This window comes from Micromonospora sp. NPDC050417 (genome assembly GCF_044458865.1).
Taxonomy (GTDB): domain Bacteria; phylum Actinomycetota; class Actinomycetes; order Mycobacteriales; family Micromonosporaceae; genus Micromonospora_G.
This window is the reverse complement of sequence record NZ_JBITIH010000030.1, coordinates 23168-49094: the sequence shown is the minus strand read 5'-3', so window position 1 is coordinate 49094 and position 25927 is coordinate 23168. Positions and strand designations below refer to the sequence as shown.

Here is a 25927-nt window from a genome sequence, read left to right as displayed (position 1 = left end):
GACACACGACGTATGGTCAGGTCTTTTTGATGATCTCCGCGCGCAGCCGGGCCAGCAGGTTCGCACTGTCCTCGACGGACAGTCGGGTGAACAGGGCGGTGCCGAGGCTGCCGTGGTCGGCCCAGGTACAGACGACGACGTCCGTACCCCGTGCCTCGCCGATGCCGCAACGTTGGAATTCACCCCGTACCCCGGTCTCCACCGGGGTGACATCGTGCAACGTGTACTCGTCGGTCAACCGCGACATCTCAGCGTCGAGAGCCTGTTCCGGATTCCACCGGAAACCGGTGCTACCGAAGATCGTGACCACCTTGCCGTCCGGGTCGGTGTAGACCCCGGCAAAGGTCTCGGCGAGCAGGTTCTCCGGGTCCAACCTCTCCCTGAGCTGATTCGTGACCTGCTCGCTCGCCCTGTCCTCCCGCTTGCGCAGGTCGGCCAGTTCGTCCGGGAGCGTGGCGCTGACCGGGTACTGCTCCCACATCGGCTTGGCGAACCAGGCCGGCGCACCGCAGCAGCAGGCGACGGTCAGCAGCGAGAGCATGAGCATCACCCGGGGCCAGCGCCGCCGACGCGGCTCGGTGATCGCGACATAGCCGGGCGGGGCGCGCCAACCCGGTGGCGGCGCGCTCGTCGGCCCGTACCCCGGGGGTCGGCTTGTCTTGTTCTGGCGCCCGCGCCGGGCCTGCGCGGGAACCTTCACCACCGGGGCGGGCGGTGGCGGGGGTGGCAGCGGCGGTGGGGCCGGCGTCGGGTCGGTCGGGAGAGGGCTGGTTGCCGGGTACGGCGGCAGCGGCGGATGCGGCGATCCCGACCGGTACGGCTCGGCCGGTGGGACCGGTTGGTACGGCTCGGCCGGTGAGACCGGTTGGTACGGCTCCGGCGGTGTCAGTGACGCCATGTGTGCCGCCCACGGTTCGGGATCGGCGGCGGCCCACGGGTCGACCGGGGTGTCGTGGTCCGGTTGCCGGTCGTGATCCCGTTCGTCCCGACCCTGTTCGTGCCGCTCCCGCTCCGGCAGTTGCCTGGTCGGATCCGGCGGGACCGGTACGCCCCGGCCCCGACCCCGGCGCTGTTTCGGAACCGGCGGCGGCACCGCAGCCGATCCGGTCCAGCGCGGTGCGACCGGCGCGGTCGATGGTTCCTCCGGCCCGGCCACCGCGTCGTCGACCTTCGTCACCGGTTCGTCTGCCCTGGCCATCACCGTCTTCGGCGGCTCCGCCTCTGGTGTGGCGGCGGTCTTCGTCTGCTCCGGTTCGGAGCCGGAATCCGGTTCGGAGCCGGAATCCTGTTCCGACCCCGGAGGTCGGGACTGGCCTGCCGGTGGGGTGTGTTCCGGCTGCGGCTCCGGCATCAGGACGTTCTCCTCTCGCGCGCCCGTACGAGGTTAGTACCGGCCGACCACTCGGGCACCGGAGGTCACAGGAGTCACTCTGCGCCGGCTGCGATCAACGGTCCCATCTGACACACCGGTGGCCCGGCTGCCCGGCAGGCGACCGGAGCTTACGTCGCGCCGCGTACCCTTGGCGGTCATGAGCGTCCCGACGACCACCACCGGCCACAGCAACAGCATCTGGCCGCAGCTTGAGCCACTGCTCCCGCAGGTCAGCAAGCCCATCCAGTACGTGGGTGGCGAGTTGGGCGCGGTGGTCAAGGAGTGGGAGTCGGCGACCGTGCGGTGGGCGCTGATGTATCCGGACGCGTACGAGGTGGGTCTGCCCAACCAGGGCGTACAGATTCTCTACGAGGTGCTCAACGAGCAGCCCGACGTGCTCGCCGAGCGGACGTACGCGGTCTGGCCGGACCTGGAGAAGCTGATGCGTGAGCACCGGGTGCCCCAGTTCACCGTCGAGGCGCACCGCCCGGTCGGCAGCTTCGACCTCTTCGGTATCTCGTTCAGCACCGAGCTCGGCTACACCAACCTGCTCACCGCGATCGACCTGGCCGGCATGCCGATGTTGGCGGCCGACCGGACCGACGCCGACCCGGTGATCGTGGCCGGTGGGCACGCCGCGTTCAACCCGGAGCCGATCGCGGACTTCATCGACGCGGCGGTGCTCGGTGACGGCGAGGAAGCCGTACTGGAGATCACCGCGATCGTGCGGCAGTGGAAGCACGAGGGCTCGCCCGGCGGGCGGGACGAGCTGCTGCTGCGGCTGGCCCGTACGGAGAGCGTCTACGTACCCCGGTTCTACGACGTCGACTACCTGCCCGACGGCCGCATCCAGCGGGTCGTGCCGAACCGGGCGGACGTTCCGTTCCGGGTGCACAAGCGCACCACGATGGATCTTGACGCCTGGCCGTACCCGAAGAAGCCCCTGGTCCCGCTCGCCGAGACGGTGCACGAGCGGTACGCGGTGGAGATCTTCCGGGGTTGCACCCGGGGTTGCCGGTTCTGTCAGGCCGGCATGATCACCCGCCCGGTACGGGAACGTTCGATCACCACCGTCGGTCAGATGGTGAAGGAGGGGCTGGAGTTCTCCGGCTTCCACGAGGTCGGACTGCTCTCGCTCTCCTCGGCCGACCACTCGGAGATCGGCGACATGTGCTCCGGCCTGGCCGAGCAGTACGCCGGTACCAACGTCTCGCTCTCCCTGCCCTCGACCCGGGTCGACGCGTTCAACATCGACCTGGCCCAGGAACTCTCCCGCAACGGGCGGCGGACCGGGCTGACCTTCGCCCCGGAGGGTGGTTCGGAGCGGATCCGCAAGGTGATCAACAAGATGGTGTCGGAGGAGGACCTGATCCGCACCGTCGTCACCGCGTACACCAACGGCTGGCGGCAGGTGAAGCTCTACTTCATGTGCGGGCTGCCCACCGAGACCGACGAGGACGTGTTGCAGATCGCCCGCCTCGCGCACGAGGTGATCAAGGCCGGGCGGGCGGCGACCGGGTCGAAGGACATTCGCTGCACCGTCTCCATCGGCGGCTTCGTGCCGAAACCGCACACTCCGTTCCAGTGGGCGAAGATGGAAACCCCGGAGGTGATCGACAACCGACTCCGGCTGCTCAAGCAGGCGATCAACTCGGACCGGTCGCTCGGCCGGGCGATCGGTTTCCGCTACCACGACGGTGAGCCGTCCCTGATCGAAGGGCTGCTCTCCCGGGGCGACCGGCGGGTCGGCGCGGTCATCCGCCGGGTCTGGGAGGACGGCGGCCGGTTCGACGGCTGGAGCGAGCACTTCTCCTACCAGCGCTGGATCACCGCCGCCAACGAGGTGCTGCCGACCTTCGGCGTCGACCTCGACTGGTACACCACCCGTGAGCGCGAGGAACTCGAGGTACTCCCCTGGGACCACCTCGACTCCGGCCTGGACAAGGACTGGCTCTGGCAGGACTGGCAGGACTCGATGTCCGAGTTCGAACAGGATGACTGCCGGTGGACCCCGTGCTTCGACTGCGGTGTCTGTCCCTCGATGGACACCGAGATCCAGATCGGGCCGACCGGCAAGAAGTTGCTGCCGCTCACTCCGGTCAACACCGGGCTGCGGGTGCCGACGGGCGCCTGAGCCGGGGCGCCGTCGGCCGCTTTCCGGCCGTACCCAACCGCCGCGGTCGGACGACCTTCTCCACCGGCCGCCACACCGAGGAGCACCACGATCAGCAAGAAGAACCAGCCAGAGGGCGGTCAGGCGCCGGTCGTACAGCGGATCCGGATCAGGTACGCCAAGCGGGGGCCGCTTCGGTTCACCTCGCACCGTGACTTCGCCCGGGCCTTCGAACGTGCCCTGCGCCGGGCCGGCGTACCGGTGGCTTTCTCCCAGGGTTTCACCCCGCACCCCAAGATCTCGTACGCCAGTGCGGCCCCCACCGGTACGGCCAGCGAGGCGGAGTACCTGGAGGTCGGGCTACAGCACGAGGTCGACCCGACCGCTCTCCGGCTCGCGCTCGACGCCGCCCTCTCACCCGGTCTGGACGTGATCGAGGTGGTGGTGGCCCAGGGCGGAAGCCTGCCCGACCGGATCGACGCGTCGCACTGGCGCATCGAGTTGCCCGGTGTCGAGCCGGAGTTGGCGCGACAGGCGGTGGAGAAGTTTTGGGCTTCTTCCGAGGTACTGGTCGAGCGGTTGACCAAGCAGGGGCGCCGCTCCTTCGATGCCCGCGAGGCAGTCAACAAAATCGATGTTATCGATCAGACTGGGGCACCTTCCGAGGTCGCGGGCGTACCGTGTGCGATACTCGACCTAGTCATACGGCAGGTCACTCCGTCCGTACGACCCGATGACGTCCTTTCCGGCCTCCGCGTGGTGGCCGACCTGGAGCCGCCGGTGCCGCCAAGGGCGACCCGGCTGGCGCAGGGCACGTTGACCGCGCAGGGGGCGATCGTGGATCCGTTGGAGGCGGACCGCGACGGGGCGAACCATCGGTGAACGTTAGCCGGTTTCCCGGCCAGCGCTCAGTTAGCCAGACTTCGGTAGCCCGTGCACCTGACGCGCTGCCGGGTACACCTTTGCGGCAACCCTGCGTGGCAGCGCTCACCCGCGCCCGGGGCGGCCAGAACTGGAGAACGTCCAATGCTCGACAACGAGCCCGAGGGCGGCGAACGGACCGGCGCACAGCCGGCCGACGACACCGCCGAGACCGCTGACAGCGCGCCTACCCGGCGCACCCGTACCACCCGCCGGCGCAGCCCGGCGGCGACCGCCGAGCCGGCCCAGACCGGGGCCCCGGTCGAGGCTCCGGCCGATGCCCGCGCCGGCTCCGACGAGGCGCCCCAGGCGGAGGTGTTCGCGCCCGTCGCGGCCGACACCGAACCGGCCCCGAAGGTCACCCGGCGCCGCCGGAAGGCGACAACCGCTGACAAGCGTGACGAACCGACCGCTCCGGTCGGCGAAATCGGAACCACCGGCACCGCCGACCCCGAACTCACCGCCTCGGGCGGCGAATCGACCCAGGAGACGGGCAGCGCCTCGCTCGAAGCCGGGCCGGCGCAGACCGCCCCGGCCGAAGTCACCCCACCGGTCAAGGTGACCCGCACCCGGCGGCGCAAGGCGGTGCCACCGGCGGCCGAGGCCGAGCCGACGACCCCTCCGGCGGCTCCGGTCACCGAACCGGGTGCACCCACCCCGGCCGTGGAGGAGTCCGACGAACTCGGCACCGCCGCCCTGACCGGCGAGTCCGTGCCGCCGGGCGTCACCGTCCTGCCCAACGCCGCGACCGAGCCGAGCACCTCAGAGCAGGCCGAACGGGTCGAGGAGGCTCCCCGTACCCGGCGCCGCCGGGCCGCCCTCTCCGCGCCGACCGTGCTCTTCATGGCGCCGGAGCCGGAGATCCCCCCGGCCCGGCCGGCCACCCCACCCGTCGCGGCGCCGACCGAGGTGGTCGTCGTGCCGACCGAGGCCGCAGACGTCGACGACACCGACCTCGAACCGGTCGAGCCGACCCGGCGCCGGCGGCGTGGCCGCCGTACCGCTGAGACCGCGGAGCTGGCGAACGAGCCGGTCGAGACCGTCACGGACGCCGTGACCGGCGAGCCGGAGCCGATCGAGCTGGAAGACGAGGACGAGGAAGACGACGACGAGGCCGGTGGCCGGCGTCGTCGCCGTCGGGGCCGTCGGGGCCGGGGCCGGGGCAAGGGTCCGACCGACGAACTCGACGAGGACGAGACCGAGGAGCCGGCGCAGGCCGAGGCCGAGGCGGAAGAGGACGAGGAAGACGAGGCCGAGGGGGGCGACGGGCTGACCCGTCGGCGTCGTCGTCGGCGGCGCAAGGGCGCCGGGGACACCGCGGAGGGTGGCGCCGAGGACGGCGTACACACCGTCGTCAAGATCCGTGAGCCGCGTCGGACCGCCGACGAGGTGCAGGGCGTCTCCGGATCGACCCGGCTGGAAGCCAAGCGGCAGCGCCGCCGGGACGGGCGCGAGCAGCGCCGTACCCGGCCGCCGATCCTGAGCGAGTCGGAGTTCCTGGCCCGCCGCGAGGCCGTCGACCGGGTGATGGTGGTCCGCCAGCGTGGCGACCGTACCCAGATCGCCGTGCTTGAGGACGGGGTGCTGGTCGAGCACTACGTCACCCGGGCCACCTCGGGCACCATGGCCGGCAACGTCTACCTGGGCAAGGTGCAGAACGTCCTGCCGAGCATGGAGGCGGCGTTCGTCGACGTCGGCCGAGGCCGCAACGCCGTGCTCTACGCCGGTGAGGTCAACTGGGACATGAGCGGCCTGGAGGGGCGGGCCCGCTCGATCGAGCACGCGCTCCGCTCCGGCGACGCGGTGCTGGTCCAGGTCACCAAGGACCCGATCGGGCACAAGGGGGCCAGGCTGACCAGCCACATCGCCCTCTCCGGTCGGCACCTGGTCTACGTGCCGCACGGCAACGCCTCCGGGATCAGCCGCAAGCTGCCGGACACCGAGCGCAAGCGGTTGCGTGACGTACTCAAGAAGCTGGTCCCGGACGGTGCGGGCGTGATCGTCCGTACCGCCGCCGAGGGGGCGAGCGAGGACGAGCTTGCCCGGGACGTCAAGCGGCTCCAGGCGCAGTGGGAGGACATCCAGGCGCGGGCCGCCGAGGGCGGTGCCCCGGCTCTGCTCTACGAGGAGCCCGACCTGGTCATCCGGGTGGTCCGGGACCTCTTCAACGAAGACTTCCGCGAGCTGGTCGTGCAGGGCGACGAGGCGTACGGGATGGTCGAGTCGTACCTCGCGCACGTCTCGCCCGACCTGGTGGCCCGGCTGCACCGGCACACGGGCACGGCGGACGTCTTCGCCGAGCGCCGGATCGACGAGCAGATCCTCAAGGGGCTGGACCGCAAGGTCTACCTCCCCTCCGGCGGTCACCTGGTGATCGACCGGACCGAGGCGATGACCGTGGTCGACGTCAACACCGGCAAGTACACCGGCGCCGGCGGCAACCTTGAGGAAACCGTCACCCGGAACAACCTGGAGGCGGCCGAGGAGATCGTGCGGCAGCTCCGGTTGCGGGACCTCGGTGGCATCGTCGTGATCGACTTCATCGACATGGTGCTGGAGTCCAACCGTGAGCTGGTGCTGCGCCGGCTCACCGAGTGCCTCGGCCGAGACCGGACCAAGCACCAGGTCACCGAGATCACCTCGCTCGGTCTGGTGCAGATGACCCGTAAGCGGATCGGCGCCGGGCTGCTGGAGGCGTTCAGCGAGACCTGCGACTGCTGCAAGGGCCGTGGCGTGATCATCCACACCGAGCCGGTTCCGGAGAAGCCCCGCGTCGGCACCGGCTCGACCGCCGGCGTCGGTGACAAGGTCAAGGCGGTCGCCTCGGCGTCCGTACCGACCAGTGCCGCGCCGAGCGCGACCGCTCCGGAGACCCCGACGGTCAGCCGGCGCAGCCGGACCCGCAAGAGCGCGGTTCCGGAGCGGGCCGTGGTCGAGGTGGCGGACGAGGACGACACCATGGGGTACGACCTCTCCCGCTACGAGGTCGACCAGCCCGAGCCGGCGGAGGAGACCGACAACCTGCAAACCGGATCGGCCCGGCTGGCCGGTGCGGACGACCCGGACGCGCTCGGCGAGGACGGTGAGTCGGACGCCGACGGCGACCTGGAGGGTGGTGCCGGCGGTGGCCGGCGCCGGTCCCGCCGGGGTGGTACGCGTCGCCGCACCCGTCCCTGAACCACTCCGACCCCGGTTCGTACGCAGAACTTGATCGATCATGTGCCCCGCACCGGTTGCGCCCCGCGCGCCGGTGCGGTGCACTGAGGGCCGAGCGCTGAGAAGGGCCCCTTCCCCGCCAGATCGCGACGGAAGGGGTTCCTTACTATCCGCACCCCCCTTGCGAGGAGATCAGATGCGACGCCCGCTGCCGGCCGCCGTCATCACCACCGCCCTGCTCACCGCCGTGCTGCTGGCCGGCGCCGGTTGCGCCGCCGAACGTCCCCGTACCCAGGGGCAGGCCCCGGGGGCCACGACGTCGGCTGATCCGGGGGCGTCGACCCCCGGCGTGCCGGGACCGTCCGCTACCCCGGCGACCCCGGTGCCGTCGAACGGTGCCGGAGCCCCCTCGGCCGGTCCCGGTGCTCCGGCCAACCCGCCCAACCCGCTTCCCTCGGTGACCGGACCGGCCGGCGGCAACGCCAAGGAGGTCTGCACCGCCGCGCTGAAGACCAACACCGATTCGGGTACGGCCTTCGTGACCGACCTGACGGCGATGATGCAGGCGACCGGGGACGGCGACACCGCTGCCGCCACGGCGGCCAAGACGCGGGTCGAGCGGGGCCTGGCCAACTGGACCAGCGCGCTGAAGGAGCACTCCTCCAAGGCATCCGATCCCACGCTCAAGACCGTGCTCACCGAGTTGGCCACCCAGATCGGCTCGATGAAGCCCGAGCTGAACTCGATCAACGAGATCAGGTTGGACGAGTTGAACCAGCGGATCGAGACGCTCTGCGGGGTCTGACCGGCCGGGCCGGTTTGAGTGTCGGGCGGAGCATGGCGTACGCTTGCCTGCGGCGCACCTTTGGCGCCAAGCTGTCGCGTGTCCGCCCCCGCATCCGTGCGGTTGTGGCGAGCAGCCGCGAACAGCATTCCAGCAGCCTCAACGACAGGGAGTCCGCCTCCGATGTACGCGATCGTCAAGACCGGCGGCAAGCAGTACAAGGTCGCCGAGGGCGACGTGATCGAGGTCGAGAAGCTCGTCGGTGAGCCTGGCGACGCGGTGACGCTCTCCGCGGTGCTTCTCGTCGACGGTACCGACCTGGTGACCGACGCGGCCAAGCTCGCCAAGGTCGCGGTTTCCGGCGAGATCGCCGCCCACACCAAGGGCCCGAAGATCCGGATCCACAAGTTCAAGAACAAGACCGGCTACCACAAGCGTCAGGGGCACCGTCAGCCGCTGACCCAGGTCAAGGTGACCGGAATCTCCAGCGGTAAGTAAGTTCGGCGGTAAGAACCCAGCGGAAAGTAAGGTCGTCCTCAGATGGCTCACAAAAAGGGTGCGTCCAGCTCGCGGAACGGTCGCGACTCCGCGGCGCAGCGGCTCGGCGTCAAGCGGTTCGGTGGCCAGGTCGTCAGCGCCGGCGAGATCCTGATCCGCCAGCGCGGCACCAAGTTCCACCCCGGGGATCTCGTCGGACGTGGCGGTGACGACACGCTCTTCGCGCTCGCCCCGGGCGCGGTCCAGTTCGGCACCAAGCGTGGCCGCAAGGTCATCAGCATCGTGCCGGTGGCGCAGTAGTTAGCTTCTCCATTCGGCGAAGCGGGCCGCGGACCTGAGTGTCCCGGCCCGCTTCGCCGTTTGCGTGGCAGGCTTGTTGTCGCGGGGATGGACCTCGCGGAGAGGATTGGCGTCGTGATTACCTTCGTTGACCGGGTCGTCCTGCACCTGCGGGCCGGCGACGGCGGGCACGGCTGCGTATCCATCCACCGGGAGAAGTTCAAGCCGTTCGGTGGCCCCGACGGTGGGAACGGTGGGCACGGCGGCAGCGTCTCGCTGATCGTCGACCCGCAGGTGCACACCCTGCTCGACTTCCACTTCCGGCCGCACATCAAGGCCGACAACGGCAAGGGCGGCGCCGGCTCGAACCGGGACGGCGCCAACGGCGGCAACCTGGTCCTCAAGGTGCCGGCCGGCACGGTCGTGCTCAGCACCGACGGAGAGGTGCTGGCCGACCTGACCGGCGCCGGCACCACCTTCGAGGTGGCCCGTGGTGGTCGTGGTGGTCGCGGCAACGCGTCGCTGGCCAGCGCCCGACGCAAGGCGCCGGGCTTCGCTGAGCTGGGCGAGCCGGGCGACGAGATGGACGTCGTGCTGGAGCTCAAGAGCGTCGCCGACGTCGGCCTGGTCGGCTTTCCCTCTGCCGGCAAGTCGTCGCTGATCTCGGTGATCTCGGCCGCCAAGCCGAAGATCGCCGACTACCCGTTCACCACGCTGGTGCCGAACCTCGGCGTCGTACGGGTGGAGAACCACACCTTCACCGTCGCCGACGTACCGGGTCTGATTCCCGGGGCGGCCAGCGGCAAGGGGCTCGGACTGGAGTTCCTCCGGCACATCGAGCGCTGCTCCGTGCTGGCGCACGTGGTGGACACCGCGACCCTCGAACCGGGACGGGACCCGCTCGCCGACATCGACGCCATCGAGGCTGAACTGTCCGAGTACGGCGGACTCGCCGACAAGCCGCGGGTGGTCGTACTCAACAAGGTCGACGTCCCCGACGGGCAGGACCTGGCCGACATCACCCGGGCCGACATCGAGGCCCGGGGTCTGCCGGTCTACGAGGTGTCGGCGGCGACCCGGGTCGGGTTGCGGGAGCTGACCTTCGCGCTGGCGGAGCTGGTCGAGCGGAACCGGGCCGCCACGCCGGTGCTGGAGCCGACCCGGCTCGTGCTCCGGCCGGTGGCGGTGGACGACGCCGGCTTCACCATCGAGGTCGCCGAGGACGGCGCGTTCGTGGTGCGTGGCCCCCGGCCGGAACGCTGGGTCCGGCAGACGAACTTCGACAACGACGAGGCGGTCGGCTTCCTGGCCGACCGGTTGGCGCGACTCGGCGTGGAGGAGAAGCTCGCCAAGGCCGGAGCCGAGCCGGGCAGCCTGGTCCGGATCGGCGTACGCGAATTCGACTGGCAGCCGACGCTCTTCGCCGGGGTGGAGTTCACCCCGGGTAACCGTGGCACCGACGTACGGCTGGAGGAGCAGTCGACGCGGCCGTCGGCGGCGCAGCGACTCGCCGCCCGCAAGGCCCGCCGTCAGCGCCCCGAGGACGAGTTGGAGTCGGCGCAGTCCATGGCCGGCGCGACCGACCCGGACGAGGTCCGGCCGATCACCGTTGGCGGGGACGGCTGGGAGGAGTAGTGCGGTGGCGGCCGGTGGCGCAGCCCACTGGACGGCATCCCTCTCTATTTCCGCCACTTCCGAGCAACCTCGGCGAAACGACGTTTGATTACCCTGAGTGGATGTTGATCGAGTCTCGCCCATGCTCCGACCCGGAGCTCGCGGCCCTGGTTAGCGCCCAGCAGCGGGAGTTGCGGGAGGCGAACCGACCACTCGCCTCGGTGGGCGGCTCCTTCCCGACCCGGGACGACGTCAGCTACCTCGTTGGCGTGGTCAGCGGGCGTGCGGTGGCGTGTGGCGCGATCCGGTCGATCGATCGGTCTACTGCCGAGATCGCGCGGATGTACGTCCGTCCGGCGTACCGTCAACGCGGCCTCGGCCGCCAACTGCTCGATGCGCTGGAGGAACTGGCCTACCAGGCCGGTCACTCGGTGTTGCGGCTGGAGACCGGCACCTACCTGCCGTCGGCGATCGCGCTCTACCGCTCGTCCGGTTACACGGAGATCCCGGTCTACGGCGAGCACGTCGGCAATCCGCTGAGTGCCTGCTTCGGCAAGCGGATCCTCATCTCCGCCTGATCACTCGTGCCACGACCGGTGGTGTGCGGGAAGATCCCGGTGGGGAACCCCGCACACCACCGAAGGCTCTTCAGGTGAGCAGGCCGATGGCGCGCTTGGCCCGGTGGACGGTGTCGGTGGCGTTGTCCCGGGCCCGTTCGGCTCCCTCGGCGAGCACCCGCCGGACGAAACCGGGGTCGCGGGTCAGTTCGGCGTGACGAAGCTGGATCGGTCGCAGGAGCCCTTCGACGGCTTCCGCCACCGCCCGCTTGAGCTTGCTGTAGGAGGGGTACTCGGTGGCGAGGGCGTCCGGTGGGGCGTCCACGCAGGCGGAGAGGATCTCCAACAGGTTGGCCACGCCCGGACGGGTCTGCGGGGCGTACTCGACGCTCCGGCCCGAGTCGGTGACCGCCCGCATGACCTTGCGTCGGATGACCTCGGGCGGATCGAGCAGGAAGATGGTGCCCGGGTCCGAACTGGTGGTCTTGCCCATCTTGGCGGTCGGGTCACTGAGCTCCATCACCCGGGTGGCGACCTCGGGGTGCACCGCGCGGGGCACGGTGAAGGTCTCGCCGTACCGCGAGTTGAACCGGACGGCCACGTCCCGCGCGAGTTCCAGGTGCTGGCTCTGGTCCTCGCCGACGGGCACCTCCTCGGCGTCGTGCAGCAGGATGTCGGCGGTCATCAGGACCGGGTACGTGAGCAGGCTGAGCCGTACGTGTTGCTGTTGGGCGACCGACTTCTCCTTGAACTGGATCATGCGTTGGGCCTCGCCGACCCCGGTCGCGCACTCCAGCAGGAAGTGCAGTTCGGTGTGCTCCGGCAGTTGGGACTGCACGTAGAGCATGGCCCGGTCCGGGTCGAGCCCGGCGGCGAGCAGCATGGTCGCCTGTTCCAGGGTCAGCTCGCGTACCCGGGTCGGTTCGTGGGCCACGGTGAGCGCGTGCAGGTCGGCGAGGAAGACGATGGTCTCGGCTTGGTACTGCGCCGCGACGACCGGGCGGATCGCGCCGAGCAGGTTGCCCAGGTGTAGGTGCCCGGTGGGTTTGAGGCCGGTGAGCCGGCGTTTCGGCAGGGTCCGGGTGAGTGTCGGGGTCGCGGTCATCGGGGGTTCCTCCGTGGGTACGTCGACCGCCCGTCCCGGGGGTGCGCAAAGAAACGGCCGCCCGGGTCGGGCGGCCGTTTCTGCTGTCTCGGGTGCGCGGATGCGTGGCCGCCCGTTAGGGGGCCCGCCAACCGTTCGTGGTCATCCGCACCCGCTCAGCTTAGCCCACTCCCGTGAGCGGACGTGAATGGCTTACCCGGGCAAGGCGTGAATGGCTCACCCGGGCTGCAAGGCGTGCGTCGCCGACACCGGCTGGGGGAGCAGTGGCTGGTGGGAGCAGTGGCTGGTGGGGCCGTAACGCCGCTGCCTGGGTGATCGTTTCCTGGTCGTGAGGAGCTGATCGGTTGGCGAGCATCGGAGGCATGCGTGAGCGGCCGCGGCGCCCTGGCCTGGCTAGGTCGACGGGACCCGGGCTACCAGATCACTCGTCGCGCTCTTCGGCTGATGCTGGTCGGCGTTACCGCCTTCTACGGCAGCCTCTACGTCCTGAACAGCACCACCATGGCGCTGTACGGGGTCTTCACCGTCTTTGCCGTCGGCGCGCTCGCCCAGTTGCCGCCCACGCCGCCTCAGCGGTTCCGGGTCCTGCTCGCCCTCCTGCCGGTGGCCTGGCTGCTGGTCGGCCTCGGCACCGTCATGGCCGCCAACACCTGGGTGGCGGCGGCGGGCATGCTGGTGGTCGGGTTCGGGCTCACGTTCGTCAGCGTCGGTGGGCCACGGCTGGCCGGGGTGACGAGCGGGTTGCAGCTCTTCTACATCCTCGCCTCGTTCGGCCCGTACGCGCTGGGAACCCTGGGCGAGCGGCTGGCCGGGGTGAGCCTGAGCGTGGTGCTGCTGATCCTCGTGGAGTCGGTGCTCTGGCCCGGTCGGGTCACGCTGGTCCGTTACCCGAGCCGGCTCGCTGAGGCGGCCGAGGCGGTCGCGAACTTCCTCGACCTGCTCGCCGACGCGCTCTCCGGGCGGGCGCACCCGGGACCGGAGACCGCCGACCGGCAGGCGGCGGCCAGCGCGGCGGTGGACCGGCTCACGTTCGAGCAGTTGCCCTCGACCGAGCGTCCGACCTCGGCAGGCGCACGTGATCGGGCGATGCGTGACGCTGCGGTGGCGCTGCGCGAGGCGCTGGACTTCGCCGACCGGTTGGCCGTCGACGCCGCCCTCCCGGGAGCCTCCGCCCCGCCGGGTGCACCACCACCGCCGGGTGCCCCGGCAACACCCGACAGCGACCTGGACTGGCTTCTGCGGCAGGGGGCGGAGCTGACCCGGGCCGCCGGCCGTACCTTCTCCGGCGAGGGGCCACCGGTCGGCCAGCGGGAGCCGCTGCGGCTGCAACACGCGATCGAGGAGGTACGGGTCGGCCCCGGTGGCGGACCGTCCCGCGTGGGCAGTCTCAACCAGCTCTGGTTGGACGCGATCGTCCTGCGGCTCGTCGAGCAGGTGCCGATCCTCGCCACGGCCTCCCGGATCGCCGCCCGACTCCCGATCGATCTGCCCGCGCCCCGGCCGCCGCAGCAGCACCAGCCGTTCACGTACGCCCACCGGTCGACCCTGGTGCTCTACGCGCAGCGGTTGCGGTTGCATCTCACCCGACGGTCGGTGAACTTCCAGGGCGGGGTACGGATCGCCCTGGCCCTGGCCGCGGCCCGGGTCGTGGCCGGGTACCTGAACCTGGACCACGGTTTCTGGGTGCTGCTGGCCACGCTCACCCTGTTGCGTACCTCCGCGGCGGACACCCGCACCACCCTGCGTCCGGCGGTGATCGGGACGGTCGCCGGTGCCGCTGTCGGCGGCGGCCTGCTGATGGTGGCCGGTGGGCCGGAGGTCTACCGGGGGCTGTTGCCGCTGGCCATGGTGCTGGCGTTCGCGGTCGGCCCGCTGCTGGGGCTGGGCTGGGGACAGGGGTTCGTGACCCTGTTGCTGACGGTGCTGTTCGCCCAGATCGGACCGGCCGACCTGCAGATCGTTCAGGCCCGGTTCCTGGACGTGCTGATCGGGGCGGCCGTCGGTATCCTCGCCGGGCTGCTGCTCTGGCCGCATGGCGGCGGCGGGGAGCTGCGCCGGTCGATGGCCGACTATCTCGACCGGGCCGCCGCATCGGTCCAGGAGACGGTCGAGGTGGTGACCGGCGAGCGGCCGGACCGGGGTGAGCTGGCTCGGGCGCACCGGGTCGGGTTGCTCGCCGAGGCGTCGATGGTCCAGTACCAGTCGGAGACCCCGAGCCGCCGGAACGAGGGTGTGGACTGGAGCGCGGTGCTGATCGCCGCGCACCGGATGGTTCGGGGCGGCCAGCATCGGCGGTTGTTGAAGCGACCTGTTGAGTCGTGGCCGCGCCGGGAACTGCTGGGCCCGTTGGACGACTTCGCCTTTCGGATACGCGGCGCCTACGGGGACGTCGCGGCTCAGTTGGCCCATGGTCGGGTGACCCGGCCGGTGCGGACACCGTCGGCAAGCGGCAATCTGGCTGGCCGGTTGCGGGTTCTGGTGGACAGTGGTGGTGACCGGGCATTGGCGCTGGACCTGGTGGACCTGGAGGTGTGGTTGATCTGCCTCAAGGCCCATCTGGCCCGGGTCCAGGCCCCGGTCGGCGGGGAGGTGCGGGAGCTTCCGCTGCGGTAGCGGCTCCGACCGGGGTCCACCGACCGGCCAGGACCGGCCGATGTTCGACCAGATCCTGTCCGGTACCGCCCCGCATGGCGGTCCCGCCCGCAGCCTGAAGAGCGAGTCCGTCGCGGTCGAGACCGAACGGCGAGGTGGCGCGGTGGGAAGGAGGCCCGATGGGTACGGCGCAGGAGACGGTGGCCTTCCTTGGTTTGGGCGGTATGGGGCGCGCGATGGCCGGCAACGCGTTGCGGGCCGGTCTCCCGACCGTGGTGTGGAACCGTACGCCCCGGTCGGCGGAGGCGCTGGGTGATCTCGGCGCACGGGTCGCGGGGAGCGCGGCCGAGGCGGCGGCTCAGGCCGCGATCGCGGTGACCATGGTGACCGACGTCGACGCGGTCCAGGCGATCGCGGTGGAGCAGGGCGTGCTGGCCGCGTTGCCGCCGGGGGCGGTCTGGGTGCAGATGAGCACGATCGGCATCGCCGGGACCGAGCGGTTCGCCGCGTTGGTCGAACGGGAGCGGCCGGACGTGGTGTTCCTCGACGCCCCGGTGGCGGGCAGCCGGGGGCCGGCGGAGGCCGGACGGTTGGCCGTCTACGCGTCCGGGCCGCCATCGGCGCGGGATCGGGTGGCGCCCCTGTTCGACGCGGTTGGTCAGCGTACGGTCTGGGTCGGCCCGGCGGGGCAGGGGTCGCGGCTCAAGCTGGTCAACAACATGTTGCTCGCGTTTCTCGCCGAGGGCGTCGCCGAGTCCGTCGCGTTGGCCCAGACGGTGGGGATCGCCACCGAGACCGTGTTGACCGCCTTGACGGGTAATCCGATCCTGCCGCCGTGGGCGGAGGCGAAGCTGGGTCGGATGGCCCGGGACGACTACTCACCCGAGTTTCCCCTGTCGTTGGCGCTCAAGGATGTCTACCTTGCCCTCGATGCCGTCGACCCGGCCCGGTTCACCGTCGCGGGCTGTCTGGCGGCGCAGTGGCAGCGGGTGCTCGACCGTGGCTTCGGGGGTGACGATCTGACCGTGGTCGTCCGGGCCATGACACCGGGTGCCGCCTGACCACGTCGGTCGTGTGCGGCGCCCGGTCCGGGTCATCCGGCCCCGCCACCCGTGGCTCGCCGGATGACCCGCGGCGGTCGTCCTACTCCAGGTCGAACTCGCCGTCCTGGGCGCCGGCCACGAACGCGTCCCACTCGGCCTGGGTGAAGACCAGTACCGGCCCGTCCGGCTCGGCTGAGTTGCGCATGCCGATCAGGTCGTCCACGAACGCCACCTCCACCGCGGCCTCGGAGGTGTCGCCTTCGGCGCGTTGCCACACCGCGCGGGACAGGTCGAAGTCACCCTTCGGATGCTGCGCCATCGTCGGTTCCTCCACTGCGCGATCCGTCATGGGAAAACCTTTCCACTCTCAATGTTGCAGGATATGCGGATGCCGAGCCTTACCAGGGTCGAGGCGGCCGAGCGCGCCGCGCTGCTGACCGTCGAGTCGTACCACATTGATCTTGACCTGACCACGGGTGACGAGTGGTTCCGATCCGTCACCACGATCCGTTTCCGAGCCACCCCCGGCGCCACCACCTTCGTCGATGTCAAGCCGGCCCGACTGACCAGCGTACGGCTCAACGACACGACCATCGATCCGGCGACGCTCGTCGACGGTCGTCTTTCGCTGAGCGGGCTCCACGATGAGAACACGCTCACGGTCGACGCGGAAATGGCGTACTCGAACACCGGCGAGGGGCTGCACCGATTCGTCGACCCGGCCGACGGCGAGGCGTACCTCTATGCCATGTCCTTCCTCGACGAGGGCCCCAGCATCCATGCCAGCTTCAACCAACCGGACCTGAAGGCGCCGGTCACGCTCAGTGTGACCGCACCCGAGAACTGGTTGGTCGCCGCGAACGGCGCACCACTGCGCCCGGCGACGGGAGGGCGGTGGGAGTTCACCCCGACGGCACCGCTCGCCACCTACTTCATCTCGCTGATCGCCGGCCCCTACCACGCCCGTCACGACGAACACGACGGCATACCACTCGGCCTCTACTGCCGCCGCTCCCTCGCCGCGCACCTCGACCAGGACGCCGACGAGATCTTCACGGTGACCAAGCAGTGCCTGGACCGGTTCCACGAGCTGTTCGAGATCCGCTACCCGTTCGGCAAGTACGACCAGGCATTCATGCCGGAGTTCAACGCCGGCGCGATGGAGAACCCCGGCCTGGTGACGATCCGGGACGACTACGTTTTCCGGTCGGCGGTCACCGACAGCGAGCGGGAACTGCGGGCCACCACCATCGCGCACGAGATGGCGCACATGTGGTTCGGCGACCTGGTCACCATGCGCTGGTGGGACGACCTGTGGCTGAACGAGTCCTTCGCCGAGTACCTGGGCACCCGGGTGACAGCCGAGGCCACCCGCTTCGACGGTGCCTGGACCACGTTCGGCCTACGGCGCAAGGGCTGGGGGTACGCGGCTGACCAGCGCCCGTCGACCCACCCGGTCGCCCCGGCGGAGGTGGTCGACGCCGCCGCCGGCCTGCTCAACTTCGACGGCATCTCGTACGCCAAGGGCGCTTCCGTGTTGCGGCAGCTCGTCGCCTGGCTCGGCGACGAAGCGTTCCTGGCCGGGCTGAACGCGCACTTCGCGGCCCACAAGTACGGCAACGCCACCCTGGCCGACCTGCTCGGCGCGATGAGCGAGGCCAGCGGACGGGACCTGTCCGGGTGGGCCGAACTCTGGTTGCGCCGGGCGCAGGTGAACACGCTGCGGGCCGAGGTGAGCGTGGCCGAGGACGGCACCTACCGTGAGGTCGCGGTGGTGCAGACCGCTCCGGCGGAGCCCCCGGTGCTGCGCCCGCACCGGATCGGGGTGGGCCTCTACGACACCGACGATTCCGGCGCCGCCGGGCGGCCGGTGACCGTACTACGTGCTCGGGTCGAGGTCGACCTCGACCCGACGGTCGACAATGGACGAACGGTCGTCACCGAGCTGGCCGGTCAACCGGCCGCCGCGGTGCTGCTGCTCAACGACGGTGACCTGACCTTCGCCAAGGTACGTCTCGACGACGCGTCCGCCGCCGCCGTACCCCAGGTGCTGGCGGGCCTGGACGATTCGCTGGCGCGTGCCGTGCTCTGGACCGCGACCATCGACGCGGTGACCGACGGCGAACGTCCGGTCTCCGACCTGGTGGCGCTGATCCTCGCCGCGCTGCCCGTGGAGACCGAGGTCATCGTGGTCGAGGACGCGCTGAAGCTCTCCCGTCCGCTGATCGACCGCTACCTCGATCCGGAGCGCCGGCTCGCCGCCCTGGAGCACGTCGCCCAGGCGTGCGACCGGTTGCTCGGGACCGCCCCGGCCGGTGGTTCGGTGCAACTCGCCGCCGCCCGTGGCCTGATCGGGGCGAGCGTCGACGCGGACCGGCTGGCCGGTTGGCTGGCCGGCGAGGGGGTTCCGGACGGGCTCGCCGTCGACACCGACCTGCGGTGGGCGCTGGTCGGCCGACTCGCGGTGCTCGGTGCGGTCGGTGAGGCGGAGATCGCCGCCGAGTTCGCCGCCGACCAGAGTGCCGCCGGTGCCGAACGGGCGGCCCGCTGCCGGGCCGCGTTGCCGGACCCGGCGGCGAAGGAGCACGCCTGGCAGATCCTGATCAGTGACACCTCGCTGTCCAACCGACTGGTGGAGGCGAACGCGGCCGGGTTCTGGCAGCCGGAACAGGCGGAACTCACCGCCTCCTATGTGGAGCGGTACTTCGCCGAGATGCCGGCGGCGGCGCGGTTGCGTACCGCCTGGACCGCCGACCAGGTGGCCAAGCTCGCCTTCCCCCAGTACGTGGTGGAGCAGCGGACCCGGGATCTGGCCGCGGCGTTGCTGGCCCGCGACGACCTGACCCCGGGGCTGCGTCGGGTGCTGACCGACGCGGACGACGACCTGCGGCGGGCGCTGCAGGCGCGCTCCTTCGGGGTGGTGTGACCGGCGCTCCCGGAAACCGGCGGTGGGTGGCGGCGCCTGGATCGATCGGGTGCGATCTGCGTCATGCCGGGGCGGCTGGACGGCCGCCCCGGCATACGATCAAGAGGTGGAGGAAGATACCCGACGAATCGGGATCATGGGTGGCACCTTCGACCCGATTCATCACGGTCACCTGGTCGCGGCCAGCGAGGTCGCCGACCGGTTCGGGCTCGACGAGGTCATCTTCGTGCCCACCGGCCACCCGTGGCAGAAGGCCGACGAGCCGGTCTCCTCGCCCGAGGACCGCTACCTGATGACCGTCATCGCCACCGCCTCGAACCCCCGGTTCCAGGTCAGCCGGGTCGACATCGACCGGGAGGGTCCGACCTACACCGTCGACACGTTGCGCGACCTGCACGAGCAGTACGGCCCGAAGGCGCAGCTCTTCTTCATCACCGGGGCGGACGCGCTGGAGAAGATCCTTTCCTGGAAAGACGCGGACCAGGTGTTCGAGCTGGCGCACTTCATCGGGGTGACCCGGCCGGGTTTCGAACTCTCCGCCGGGCACCTGCCGGCCGACTCGGTGAGCCTGGTCCAGGTGCCGGCGATGGCGATCTCGTCCACCGACTGCCGGGCCAGGGTCGCCGCCGGGGAGCCCGTCTGGTACCTCGTACCCGACGGTGTGGTCCAGTACATTGCCAAACGCCGGTTGTATCAGTAACGGTTTGGGGTGTTTGCGACCTGTTGTTCGCTAACTGCCAAGTCGTAACTCAGCGGCGTGTGAGAGGCTAGGAGAGTCCCACAGTCGACCAAAGGAGTACGGTGACAGCTTCCGATCGCGCCCTTGAGCTGGCATTGGCCGCCGCGCAGGCAGCCGCTGACAAGAAGGCGCAGGACATCGTCCTGATCGACGTGGGCGACCAGCTCGCCATCACCGACATTTTCCTGGTCGCTTCGGCGCCGAGTGAGCGCCAGGTCCAGGCGATCGTCGACGCGATTGAAGAGCAGCTGCTCACCCTCCCGGAAAAGGCGAAGCCGGTGCGTCGTGAGGGCGAGCGGGCCGGCCGTTGGGTGCTGCTCGACTACGTCGACATCGTGGTGCACGTCCAGCACACCGAGGAGCGTGAGTTCTACGCACTCGACCGGTTGTGGAAGGACTGCCCCATCATCCCGTTCGTCGATCGCGACCTCGTGGACGCCGACGCCCGCCACGGCGAATGACCCGACTGATCGTCTGGCGGCACGGCAACACCGACTGGAACGCCGGCAACCGGGTGCAGGGGCAGACCGACACCCTTCTCAACGAGTTGGGTGTGGAGCAGGCAGCCGCCGCCGCGGAGATGCTCGCCGCACTGAAGCCGGACGCCATCGTCTCAAGCGACCTACAGCGGGCCGCCCGTACGGCGTCGGCGTTGGCCGCGCTGACCGGGTTGTCGGTGCGCACCGATGCCCGCCTGCGTGAGCGGCACTACGGTCAGTGGCAGGGCCTCACCATGCACGAGGTCGCTGCCCGGTTCCCGGCCGAGCACGCCCGCTGGCGGGCCGGCGACCAGGATCCTGGCTGCGAGGTGGAGAGCCTCGACGAGCTGGGCAAGCGGGTCGGTGCCGCGCTCCAGGCGGCGGCGGACGAGACGCCCGGCGGCACCACCGTGGTCGCCACCCACGGTGGTGGTGCCCGGCAGGGCTGCGGTTACCTGCTCGGCTGGTCCCCGGAGATCCTGCGCCAGCTCGGGTCCTTGCAGAACTGTCACTGGAGCGAGCTGCGCTACGACGCGGTGCGCGGCTGGCAGCTGCGTGCCCACAACGTCGGGCCGGCCGCCCGGGAGCCGATTCCCGCCGCGATCTGAACCACCGCGATGTGCGCCGGTACGGGTGCAGCCGGCTGGCGGATCGACCAAGCCTTTTGGCCTGTGTTGCGTGCTTGTTTGTCGTGATTTGCCCTGACTGCGGGGCATCTCGGCGCCGGCGGCTCCCGAGCCGATCGGCTACCGTGCCGAGATGCCCGTCGCGGTTGTCATCGACTCCACCGCCTACCTGCCGGCCGACCTCACGCCCCGGTTGACGGTGGTGCCGCTCACCGTCGTCGTCGGCGGTGTGCAGGGGCTCGAAGGCGTCGAAGTGTCACCCGCCGACGTCTCCCGCGCGATGACCGGCCGCCGGATCGCGGTGCAGACCTCCCGACCGGCGCCGGAGCAGTTCGCGGTGACGTACCGCCGGTTGCTCGACCAAGGGGCCACCGGGGTCGTCTCGGTGCACCTCTCCGCCGAACTCTCCGGCACGGTGGAATCCGCCTCCCTCGCCTCGGCCGAGTTCGGCGACCGGGTGACCGTGATCGACTCCCGTTCCACCGGAATGGGTCTCGGTTTCCCGGCACTGGCCGCCGTACGGGTCGCCGACGGCGGCGCCGAGCTGGCCGAGGTCGCGCAGGCCACCCGGGACGCGATCGGGCGTACGTTCACCTTCTTCTACGTCGACACGCTCGAATTCCTCCGCCGGGGCGGCCGGATCAACGCCGCCGAGGCGCTCTTCGGGACCGCGCTGTCGGTCAAGCCGATCCTGCACGTACGCGACGGGACCATCGCGATCCGGGAGAAGGTGCGTACCGCGAGTCGGGGGCTTGCCCGGCTCGTCGACCTGGCGGTGGCCGCCGCCGACGAGACACCGGTGGACGTCGCCGTCCACCACCTGGCCGCACCCCAGCGCGCGGAAGCGCTCGCCGAGGCGCTCGCCGTACGCCTCGGCGACCGGCTCTGCGACAGCCACGTCACCGAGGCCGGCGCGGCGGTCGGGGCACACGCCGGTCCGGGCCTGGCCTGCGTGGTGGTCCACCGCCGGCCGTGAGCCGGCGGAGAGTCCGCCGCGCGGGGACTCAGCCCAGGGTGAGCCAGCGCAGACCGATCCGTTCGATCCGCGCCCCCTCGGCAGCGGTGATCGGCACCCGCCCGGTGGCCTTACCCAGGAAGGTCAGCCGGTCCCAACCGAGTTGCCGTACCGAGGCCGGCCCCGCCGGGCCGACCAGCAGATCCTCCACCAGCTCAGCGGCGGGCACGGTCAGCCACGGCCGGCGGTGCAGGGCCGCGGCGAGGTCCAGGCCGTGCACCGCGACCTCGACCACCCGGGTACGCAGAAACTCCGACAACAGCATCGGGTCACCGTGCCGAGTGCGTACCAGCCGTCCGGGCGGCTCGGCCCGGCAGAGCGCGTCCACCCGACGCCAGGTGGTGCCGAACTCGTCGACCAGCCCGGCCCCGGTCACCTGGGCCGCCGCGTGCTCCTGGGCCAGCCTGATCCGGGACGCGTTGGTCTCCGGGGCGAACCGTTCGTCCGGCCGGTAGTACGCCGTCGCCGACACCTCGGCGTGGGACGGCGGCTCGGACGCCAGCATCTCCGGCAGCCAGGCGAGCACCACCCGGACATGGGCCAGCAGGTCGCGTACGAGCCACGGGGCGCAGGCCGTGGGGCGATCCCAGTCCGGCTCGGAGAGCCCGCTCATCGCCTCGGTGAGCTGCTCCAACTCGCCCCGCAGAACGTCCAGCACCACCGGATCCTGTTCCACGACCCGAAGTTACCAGCCCCGGTTCGCATAGCAGATCCCGTCATGATCAGGGCGTTCTCCACAGGTGCGCGGGTTGTCCACAGGAGAGGAACGCCCGCCGGTCGGACCCGCCCGATCCGGCTACCGTCCGCCGGGTGTCTGACGAGGACGAGACGAGGGTGCGGGAGCGGCTGGCCCGGGTACGTGCCGCCTGGACGAGCCGGTCCGCCGTACCGGTGGCGGTGGATCCGGTGGCGACCGACCCGCCGCCGGCCGTCCCGAGCCGGCTGGGCGGGCCCGGGGCCTTCGACCCGGGCCGGCGCGGAGTCCGCGCGCTCGCGGCGGTCGCCGCCCTGGTGGTGCTCGGCGCGGCCGGTTGGGCGTGGCAGTCGCGACCGAGAACCGAGCCGGTGGACGGCCCGGCACCGGTGGCGGCGGGCGGGGTCGGCTCGCCCGATCGGCCGGCGAGCGCCGTGGCCAGCGCCAGCGCGGGCACCGGCGAGGTGGTGGTGGCGGTCGCCGGCAAGGTACGCAGACCGGGGCTGGTACGGCTGCCCGCCGGTGCCCGGGTCGCCGACGCGCTGACCGCCGCCGGAGGAGCCCTGCCCGGCGTCGACGTCGCCCTGCTCAACCTGGCCCGCAAGGTCATCGACGGGGAACTGATCCTGGTCGGGGTGAGCGCTCCGCCGGGTGTCGCCGGGCCACCGGCCGGTGCGGCGGGACAGCCGGTCGGCCCGGCCGGTGGCGGCAAGGTCAACCTGAACACCGCGACCCTGGCCCAGCTCGACACCCTGCCCGGCGTCGGACCGGTGCTCGCCCAGCGCATCCTCGACCATCGCGACCAGCGCGGCGGCTTTCGCTCCGTGGGCGACCTGCGCCAGGTCAGCGGCATCGGCGACGCCCGCTACGAACAGCTCAAGGAGCTGGTCACGATATGAGCGCACGGCTGGCCCCGGCATCCACCACGCCCACCCGGCCGGAACGTGCCGGGCCGGCGGCCTCGCCCGTTGCCCAGGACACGTCACCGGACCTACGGCTCGCCGGCGTCGCGGTGGCAGCCTGGCTCTCCGCCCTCGCCGTGCTCCACCTCTGCGCCCGGACCGGGATCGTGATCGCGGCAGTGGCCGGCGTCACGGCCCTCGGGGCGAGCGCGTACCTGGCCCGTGGCCGTGGACCTCATCGCCCGGTTGTCGCCCGGTACGGCTGGATCGTCGTCGCCGCCCTGCTCGGCGTGGTCTGCGGCAGCATCGCCACCGCCGCCCGGCTCGGCGTACGTGATGCGCCGGCCCTCGCCGAACTGGCCCGCTCCGGTGCCCCCATCGACGTGGAACTGGTCGTCCGGGACGACCCCCGGGAGGTCGCCGGAGCCCCCGGTCGGCCGGCGATGCTGCTGCTCTCCGCCGAACTCCACTGGCTGCGCGACCCGGACGGGCGTCGGATCGAGATCCCGGCCCGGATCCTCGTACTCGCCAGCGACCAGGGCTGGCGCGACCTGTTGCCGGGACAGCGGCTGAGTGCCACCGGCCGGTTGCAGCCGGCACGGGGCCGCGACCTGACCGCCGCCGTACTCTCCGCGAACGGCGCGCCGGCCCGGATCGGGGAGCCGTCGTGGGCGCAACGCGCGGCGGGAACCCTGCGGGCCGGGTTGCAACGGGCCTGCCTGCCGCTGGCCGACGAACCGGGCGGACTGCTGCCGGGGCTGGTGGTCGGTGACACCAGTCGGCTGCTGCCGGCCGTCGAGGACGACTTCCTGACCACCGGCATGACCCACCTCAATGCTGTCTCCGGCGCCAACGTGGCCATTGTGGTCGGGTTGGTGCTGCTCTGCGCCCGTTGGGCACGCGCCGGACCGTGGCCGACCGCCGTCATCTGCGCCATCGCCCTGGTCGGATTCGTCATCCTGGCCCGGCCGTCGCCGAGTGTCGTACGCGCCGCGACGATGGGGGCGGTCGGGCTGCTGGCCCTCGCGGTCGGCCGTCCCCGGGCGGCACTGCCGGCACTGGGTGCCGCGATCACCGTGCTGGTGGTGGCCGACCCGGAACTGGCCGGCGACGCCGGGTTCGCGCTCTCCGTACTCGCCACCGCAGGGCTGCTGCTGATCGCGCCGAGATGGCGGGACCGGCTGCGGGGGCGGGGCGTGCCGGCCGGGTTGGCAGAGGCGCTGGCCATCCCGGCGGCGGCACAACTGACCTGCGCCCCGGTGGTGGCGGGCCTCTCCGGCACGATCAGCCTGGTCGCCGTGCCGGCGAACCTGCTGGCGGTGCCGGCGATCGCGCCGGCCACCGTACTGGGCGTGGCGGCGGCCACGGTCTCACCGGTCTGGCCGGCCGGAGCGGAGTTCGCGGCCTGGCTCGGTAGCTGGCCGGCCTGGTGGCTGGTGCTGGTCGCCCGGTACGGCGCACGCCTGCCGGCCGGCACGCTGCCCTGGCTGGACGGGGTCGGGGGCGGCTTACTGCTTGGTGCGCTCACCGTGGCGCTGCTGGTCGCCGCCCGCCACCCGTTGGTGCGTCGACTGATCCCGGTGGTCGTGGTCGCCGTGGTCGTCGGTGCGCTGCCGGTACGCCTGGTCGCCTCCGGCTGGCCACCGTCCGGCTGGATCTTCGCGGTCTGCGCGGTCGGCCAGGGGGACACGGCGGTGCTGCCGATCGGGTCCGGGCAGGCGGTGGTGGTCGACGCCGGCCCCGACCCGTCGGCGACCGACCGGTGCCTGCGTCGGCTCGGCGTACGGTCGGTCCCGCTGCTCGTGCTCAGTCACCTGCACGCCGACCACGTGGGTGGGATCGACGGGGTGCTGCGCGGTCGCCACGTCGGGGAACTGGTCATTCCAGAGTGGGGCGAACCGGCCGGCGGTCGGGTGCTGGTCGAGCGGGCCGCGACCGCCGCCGGGGTGCCGGTGCGGGCGATCGGGCCCGGCTGGCGGTACGTCGCCGGGGCGGTGGAGTTGACCCTGCTCGGCCCGCCGTACCCGATGCGGGGCACCAGGTCCGACCCGAACAACAATTCCCTGGTGTTGCGCGCCCGGGTCGGTGGTGTGCGGATCATGCTCCCCGGTGATGCCGAGGAGGAGGAACAGCGTGCGTTGCTGGACCTCCTGCCCGCCGCCGACCTCCGGGCGGAGTTGTTGAAGGTGGCCCACCACGGCAGCGCCTACCAGGACGGAGCTTTCCTCGACGAGGTCGACCCGGCGGTGGCGCTGGTTCCGGTCGGGGCCGGCAACGACTACGGCCACCCGAATCCGGCCGTGCTCGCCCGGTTGACCCGCAACGGTGCCCGGGTGCTGCGTACGGACACCGACGGTGATCTGGCGGTGGTGCTCCGCGAGGCGCGGCTCGCCGTGGTCCTACGTGGCCTCGACCCGACCGACGAGCGGCCGGGATGACACGCGGAGGGTCACCAGCCATGAGCAGTACGTCAGGATTAAGATAAATGTCTGGATTTGCGCTAAGTGCGGGC

The 25927-nt window shown here is 71.3% G+C and carries 21 protein-coding genes; 17 read left to right on the top strand and 4 right to left on the bottom strand.

All coding sequences use genetic code 11. The features are described from left to right. Positions 1–16: 16 nt before the first annotated feature. Complete coding sequence (locus ACIBF5_RS29325; protein ID WP_396816160.1) at positions 17–1351, bottom strand: hypothetical protein; 1335 nt, start codon at positions 1349–1351, stop codon at positions 17–19. A 178-nt stretch (positions 1352–1529) separates the two neighbouring features. Here ACIBF5_RS29325 and ACIBF5_RS29320 point away from each other — a divergent pair, with 178 nt between their 5' ends. The 8 genes from ACIBF5_RS29320 (at position 1530) to ACIBF5_RS29285 (ending at position 11315) form a co-directional block, all read left to right on the top strand. Continuing rightward, the gene (locus tag ACIBF5_RS29320) at positions 1530–3506 is read left to right on the top strand and encodes a TIGR03960 family B12-binding radical SAM protein (RefSeq protein WP_396816158.1); all 1977 of its coding nucleotides are present in this window, start codon (positions 1530–1532) and stop codon (positions 3504–3506) included. Positions 3507–3653: 147 nt separating this feature from the next. Beyond that, positions 3654–4367, top strand: coding sequence for a TIGR03936 family radical SAM-associated protein (locus tag ACIBF5_RS29315; protein WP_396816179.1), 714 nt, complete (start codon positions 3654–3656; stop codon positions 4365–4367). A 144-nt stretch (positions 4368–4511) separates the two neighbouring features. Next, positions 4512–7583, top strand: a complete 3072-nt coding sequence (locus tag ACIBF5_RS29310) for an Rne/Rng family ribonuclease (protein ID WP_396816156.1) — start codon at positions 4512–4514, stop codon at positions 7581–7583. Positions 7584–7758: 175 nt separating this feature from the next. Further along, the gene (locus ACIBF5_RS29305) at positions 7759–8367 is read left to right on the top strand and encodes a hypothetical protein (protein ID WP_396816155.1); all 609 of its coding nucleotides are present in this window, start codon (positions 7759–7761) and stop codon (positions 8365–8367) included. 162 nt (positions 8368–8529) lie between these two features. After that, a complete protein-coding gene (gene rplU, locus ACIBF5_RS29300) occupies positions 8530–8844 on the top strand; it encodes a 50S ribosomal protein L21 (protein WP_121156480.1) in 315 nt (104 codons plus the stop codon). 42 nt (positions 8845–8886) lie between these two features. After that, on the top strand, positions 8887–9144 hold the full coding sequence (rpmA, locus tag ACIBF5_RS29295; RefSeq protein WP_396816154.1) for a 50S ribosomal protein L27: 258 nt from the start codon (positions 8887–8889) through the stop codon (positions 9142–9144). Positions 9145–9258: 114 nt separating this feature from the next. Further along, positions 9259–10758, top strand: a complete 1500-nt coding sequence (gene obgE, locus ACIBF5_RS29290) for a GTPase ObgE (RefSeq protein ID WP_396816153.1) — start codon at positions 9259–9261, stop codon at positions 10756–10758. Between the two features lie 101 nt (positions 10759–10859). Beyond that, positions 10860–11315, top strand: coding sequence for a GNAT family N-acetyltransferase (locus tag ACIBF5_RS29285; RefSeq protein WP_396816151.1), 456 nt, complete (start codon positions 10860–10862; stop codon positions 11313–11315). A 70-nt stretch (positions 11316–11385) separates the two neighbouring features. Here ACIBF5_RS29285 and trpS read toward each other — a convergent pair whose 3' ends face one another. Then, positions 11386–12399, bottom strand: a complete 1014-nt coding sequence (trpS, locus tag ACIBF5_RS29280; protein ID WP_396816149.1) for a tryptophan--tRNA ligase — start codon at positions 12397–12399, stop codon at positions 11386–11388. Between the two features lie 366 nt (positions 12400–12765). Here trpS and ACIBF5_RS29275 point away from each other — a divergent pair, with 366 nt between their 5' ends. Both ACIBF5_RS29275 and ACIBF5_RS29270 read left to right on the top strand, forming a co-directional pair. Next, positions 12766–15012: an FUSC family protein gene (locus tag ACIBF5_RS29275; RefSeq protein ID WP_396816147.1), complete on the top strand. Its 2247-nt coding sequence runs from the start codon at positions 12766–12768 to the stop codon at positions 15010–15012. A gap of 158 nt (positions 15013–15170) precedes the next feature. Further along, positions 15171–16052 carry an NAD(P)-dependent oxidoreductase gene (locus ACIBF5_RS29270; protein ID WP_396816145.1) on the top strand — a complete coding sequence of 294 codons (882 nt, stop codon included), beginning with the start codon at positions 15171–15173 and terminating at the stop codon, positions 16050–16052. 82 nt (positions 16053–16134) lie between these two features. Here the strand turns inward: ACIBF5_RS29270 and ACIBF5_RS29265 are convergent, their stop codons facing one another. Beyond that, the gene (locus ACIBF5_RS29265; protein WP_121156475.1) at positions 16135–16353 is read right to left on the bottom strand and encodes a DUF397 domain-containing protein; all 219 of its coding nucleotides are present in this window, start codon (positions 16351–16353) and stop codon (positions 16135–16137) included. 69 nt (positions 16354–16422) lie between these two features. On the opposite strand from ACIBF5_RS29265, the gene pepN reads away from it, so the two are divergent. The 5 genes from pepN (at position 16423) to ACIBF5_RS29240 (ending at position 21780) form a co-directional block, all read left to right on the top strand. Beyond that, a complete protein-coding gene (pepN, locus tag ACIBF5_RS29260; protein ID WP_396816144.1) occupies positions 16423–18960 on the top strand; it encodes an aminopeptidase N in 2538 nt (845 codons plus the stop codon). 106 nt (positions 18961–19066) lie between these two features. After that, positions 19067–19660: a nicotinate-nucleotide adenylyltransferase gene (gene nadD / locus ACIBF5_RS29255; protein ID WP_396816143.1), complete on the top strand. Its 594-nt coding sequence runs from the start codon at positions 19067–19069 to the stop codon at positions 19658–19660. A gap of 101 nt (positions 19661–19761) precedes the next feature. Further along, positions 19762–20160, top strand: a complete 399-nt coding sequence (rsfS, locus tag ACIBF5_RS29250) for a ribosome silencing factor (protein ID WP_396816142.1) — start codon at positions 19762–19764, stop codon at positions 20158–20160. After that, entirely contained in the window at positions 20157–20786 is a 630-nt protein-coding gene (locus ACIBF5_RS29245; RefSeq protein WP_396816140.1) for a histidine phosphatase family protein, read from the top strand. Before rsfS ends, ACIBF5_RS29245 begins: the two co-directional genes overlap by 4 nt. A gap of 151 nt (positions 20787–20937) precedes the next feature. Further along, a complete protein-coding gene (locus tag ACIBF5_RS29240) occupies positions 20938–21780 on the top strand; it encodes a DegV family protein (protein WP_396816138.1) in 843 nt (280 codons plus the stop codon). Between the two features lie 28 nt (positions 21781–21808). Here the strand turns inward: ACIBF5_RS29240 and ACIBF5_RS29235 are convergent, their stop codons facing one another. Further along, on the bottom strand, positions 21809–22495 hold the full coding sequence (locus ACIBF5_RS29235; protein WP_396816137.1) for a maleylpyruvate isomerase N-terminal domain-containing protein: 687 nt from the start codon (positions 22493–22495) through the stop codon (positions 21809–21811). Between the two features lie 134 nt (positions 22496–22629). Between ACIBF5_RS29235 and ACIBF5_RS29230 the strand changes: the two genes are divergently transcribed. Continuing rightward, entirely contained in the window at positions 22630–23412 is a 783-nt protein-coding gene (locus tag ACIBF5_RS29230; RefSeq protein ID WP_396816135.1) for a helix-hairpin-helix domain-containing protein, read from the top strand. Continuing rightward, positions 23409–25853: a ComEC/Rec2 family competence protein gene (locus ACIBF5_RS29225; RefSeq protein WP_396816133.1), complete on the top strand. Its 2445-nt coding sequence runs from the start codon at positions 23409–23411 to the stop codon at positions 25851–25853. The genes ACIBF5_RS29230 and ACIBF5_RS29225 overlap by 4 nt, the downstream gene beginning before the upstream one ends. The last annotated feature ends 74 nt before the right edge of the window (positions 25854–25927 follow it).

Excerpts from the sequence above, each read along its gene's own strand:
- ACIBF5_RS29325 (WP_396816160.1), bottom strand. The coding sequence starts at position 1,351 with ATGCCGGAGCCGCAGCCGGAACACACCCCACCGGCAGGCCAGTCCCGA.
- ACIBF5_RS29320 (WP_396816158.1), top strand. The coding sequence starts at position 1,530 with ATGAGCGTCCCGACGACCACCACCGGCCACAGCAACAGCATCTGGCCG.
- ACIBF5_RS29310 (WP_396816156.1), top strand. The coding sequence starts at position 4,512 with ATGCTCGACAACGAGCCCGAGGGCGGCGAACGGACCGGCGCACAGCCG.
- ACIBF5_RS29305 (WP_396816155.1), top strand. The coding sequence starts at position 7,759 with ATGCGACGCCCGCTGCCGGCCGCCGTCATCACCACCGCCCTGCTCACC.
- rplU (WP_121156480.1), top strand. The coding sequence starts at position 8,530 with ATGTACGCGATCGTCAAGACCGGCGGCAAGCAGTACAAGGTCGCCGAG.
- rpmA (WP_396816154.1), top strand. The coding sequence starts at position 8,887 with ATGGCTCACAAAAAGGGTGCGTCCAGCTCGCGGAACGGTCGCGACTCC.
- ACIBF5_RS29285 (WP_396816151.1), top strand. The coding sequence starts at position 10,860 with ATGTTGATCGAGTCTCGCCCATGCTCCGACCCGGAGCTCGCGGCCCTG.
- trpS (WP_396816149.1), bottom strand. The coding sequence starts at position 12,399 with ATGACCGCGACCCCGACACTCACCCGGACCCTGCCGAAACGCCGGCTC.
- ACIBF5_RS29270 (WP_396816145.1), top strand. The coding sequence starts at position 15,171 with ATGGGTACGGCGCAGGAGACGGTGGCCTTCCTTGGTTTGGGCGGTATG.
- ACIBF5_RS29265 (WP_121156475.1), bottom strand. The coding sequence starts at position 16,353 with ATGGCGCAGCATCCGAAGGGTGACTTCGACCTGTCCCGCGCGGTGTGG.
- pepN (WP_396816144.1), top strand. The coding sequence starts at position 16,423 with ATGCCGAGCCTTACCAGGGTCGAGGCGGCCGAGCGCGCCGCGCTGCTG.
- ACIBF5_RS29245 (WP_396816140.1), top strand. The coding sequence starts at position 20,157 with ATGACCCGACTGATCGTCTGGCGGCACGGCAACACCGACTGGAACGCC.
- ACIBF5_RS29240 (WP_396816138.1), top strand. The coding sequence starts at position 20,938 with ATGCCCGTCGCGGTTGTCATCGACTCCACCGCCTACCTGCCGGCCGAC.
- ACIBF5_RS29225 (WP_396816133.1), top strand. The coding sequence starts at position 23,409 with ATGAGCGCACGGCTGGCCCCGGCATCCACCACGCCCACCCGGCCGGAA.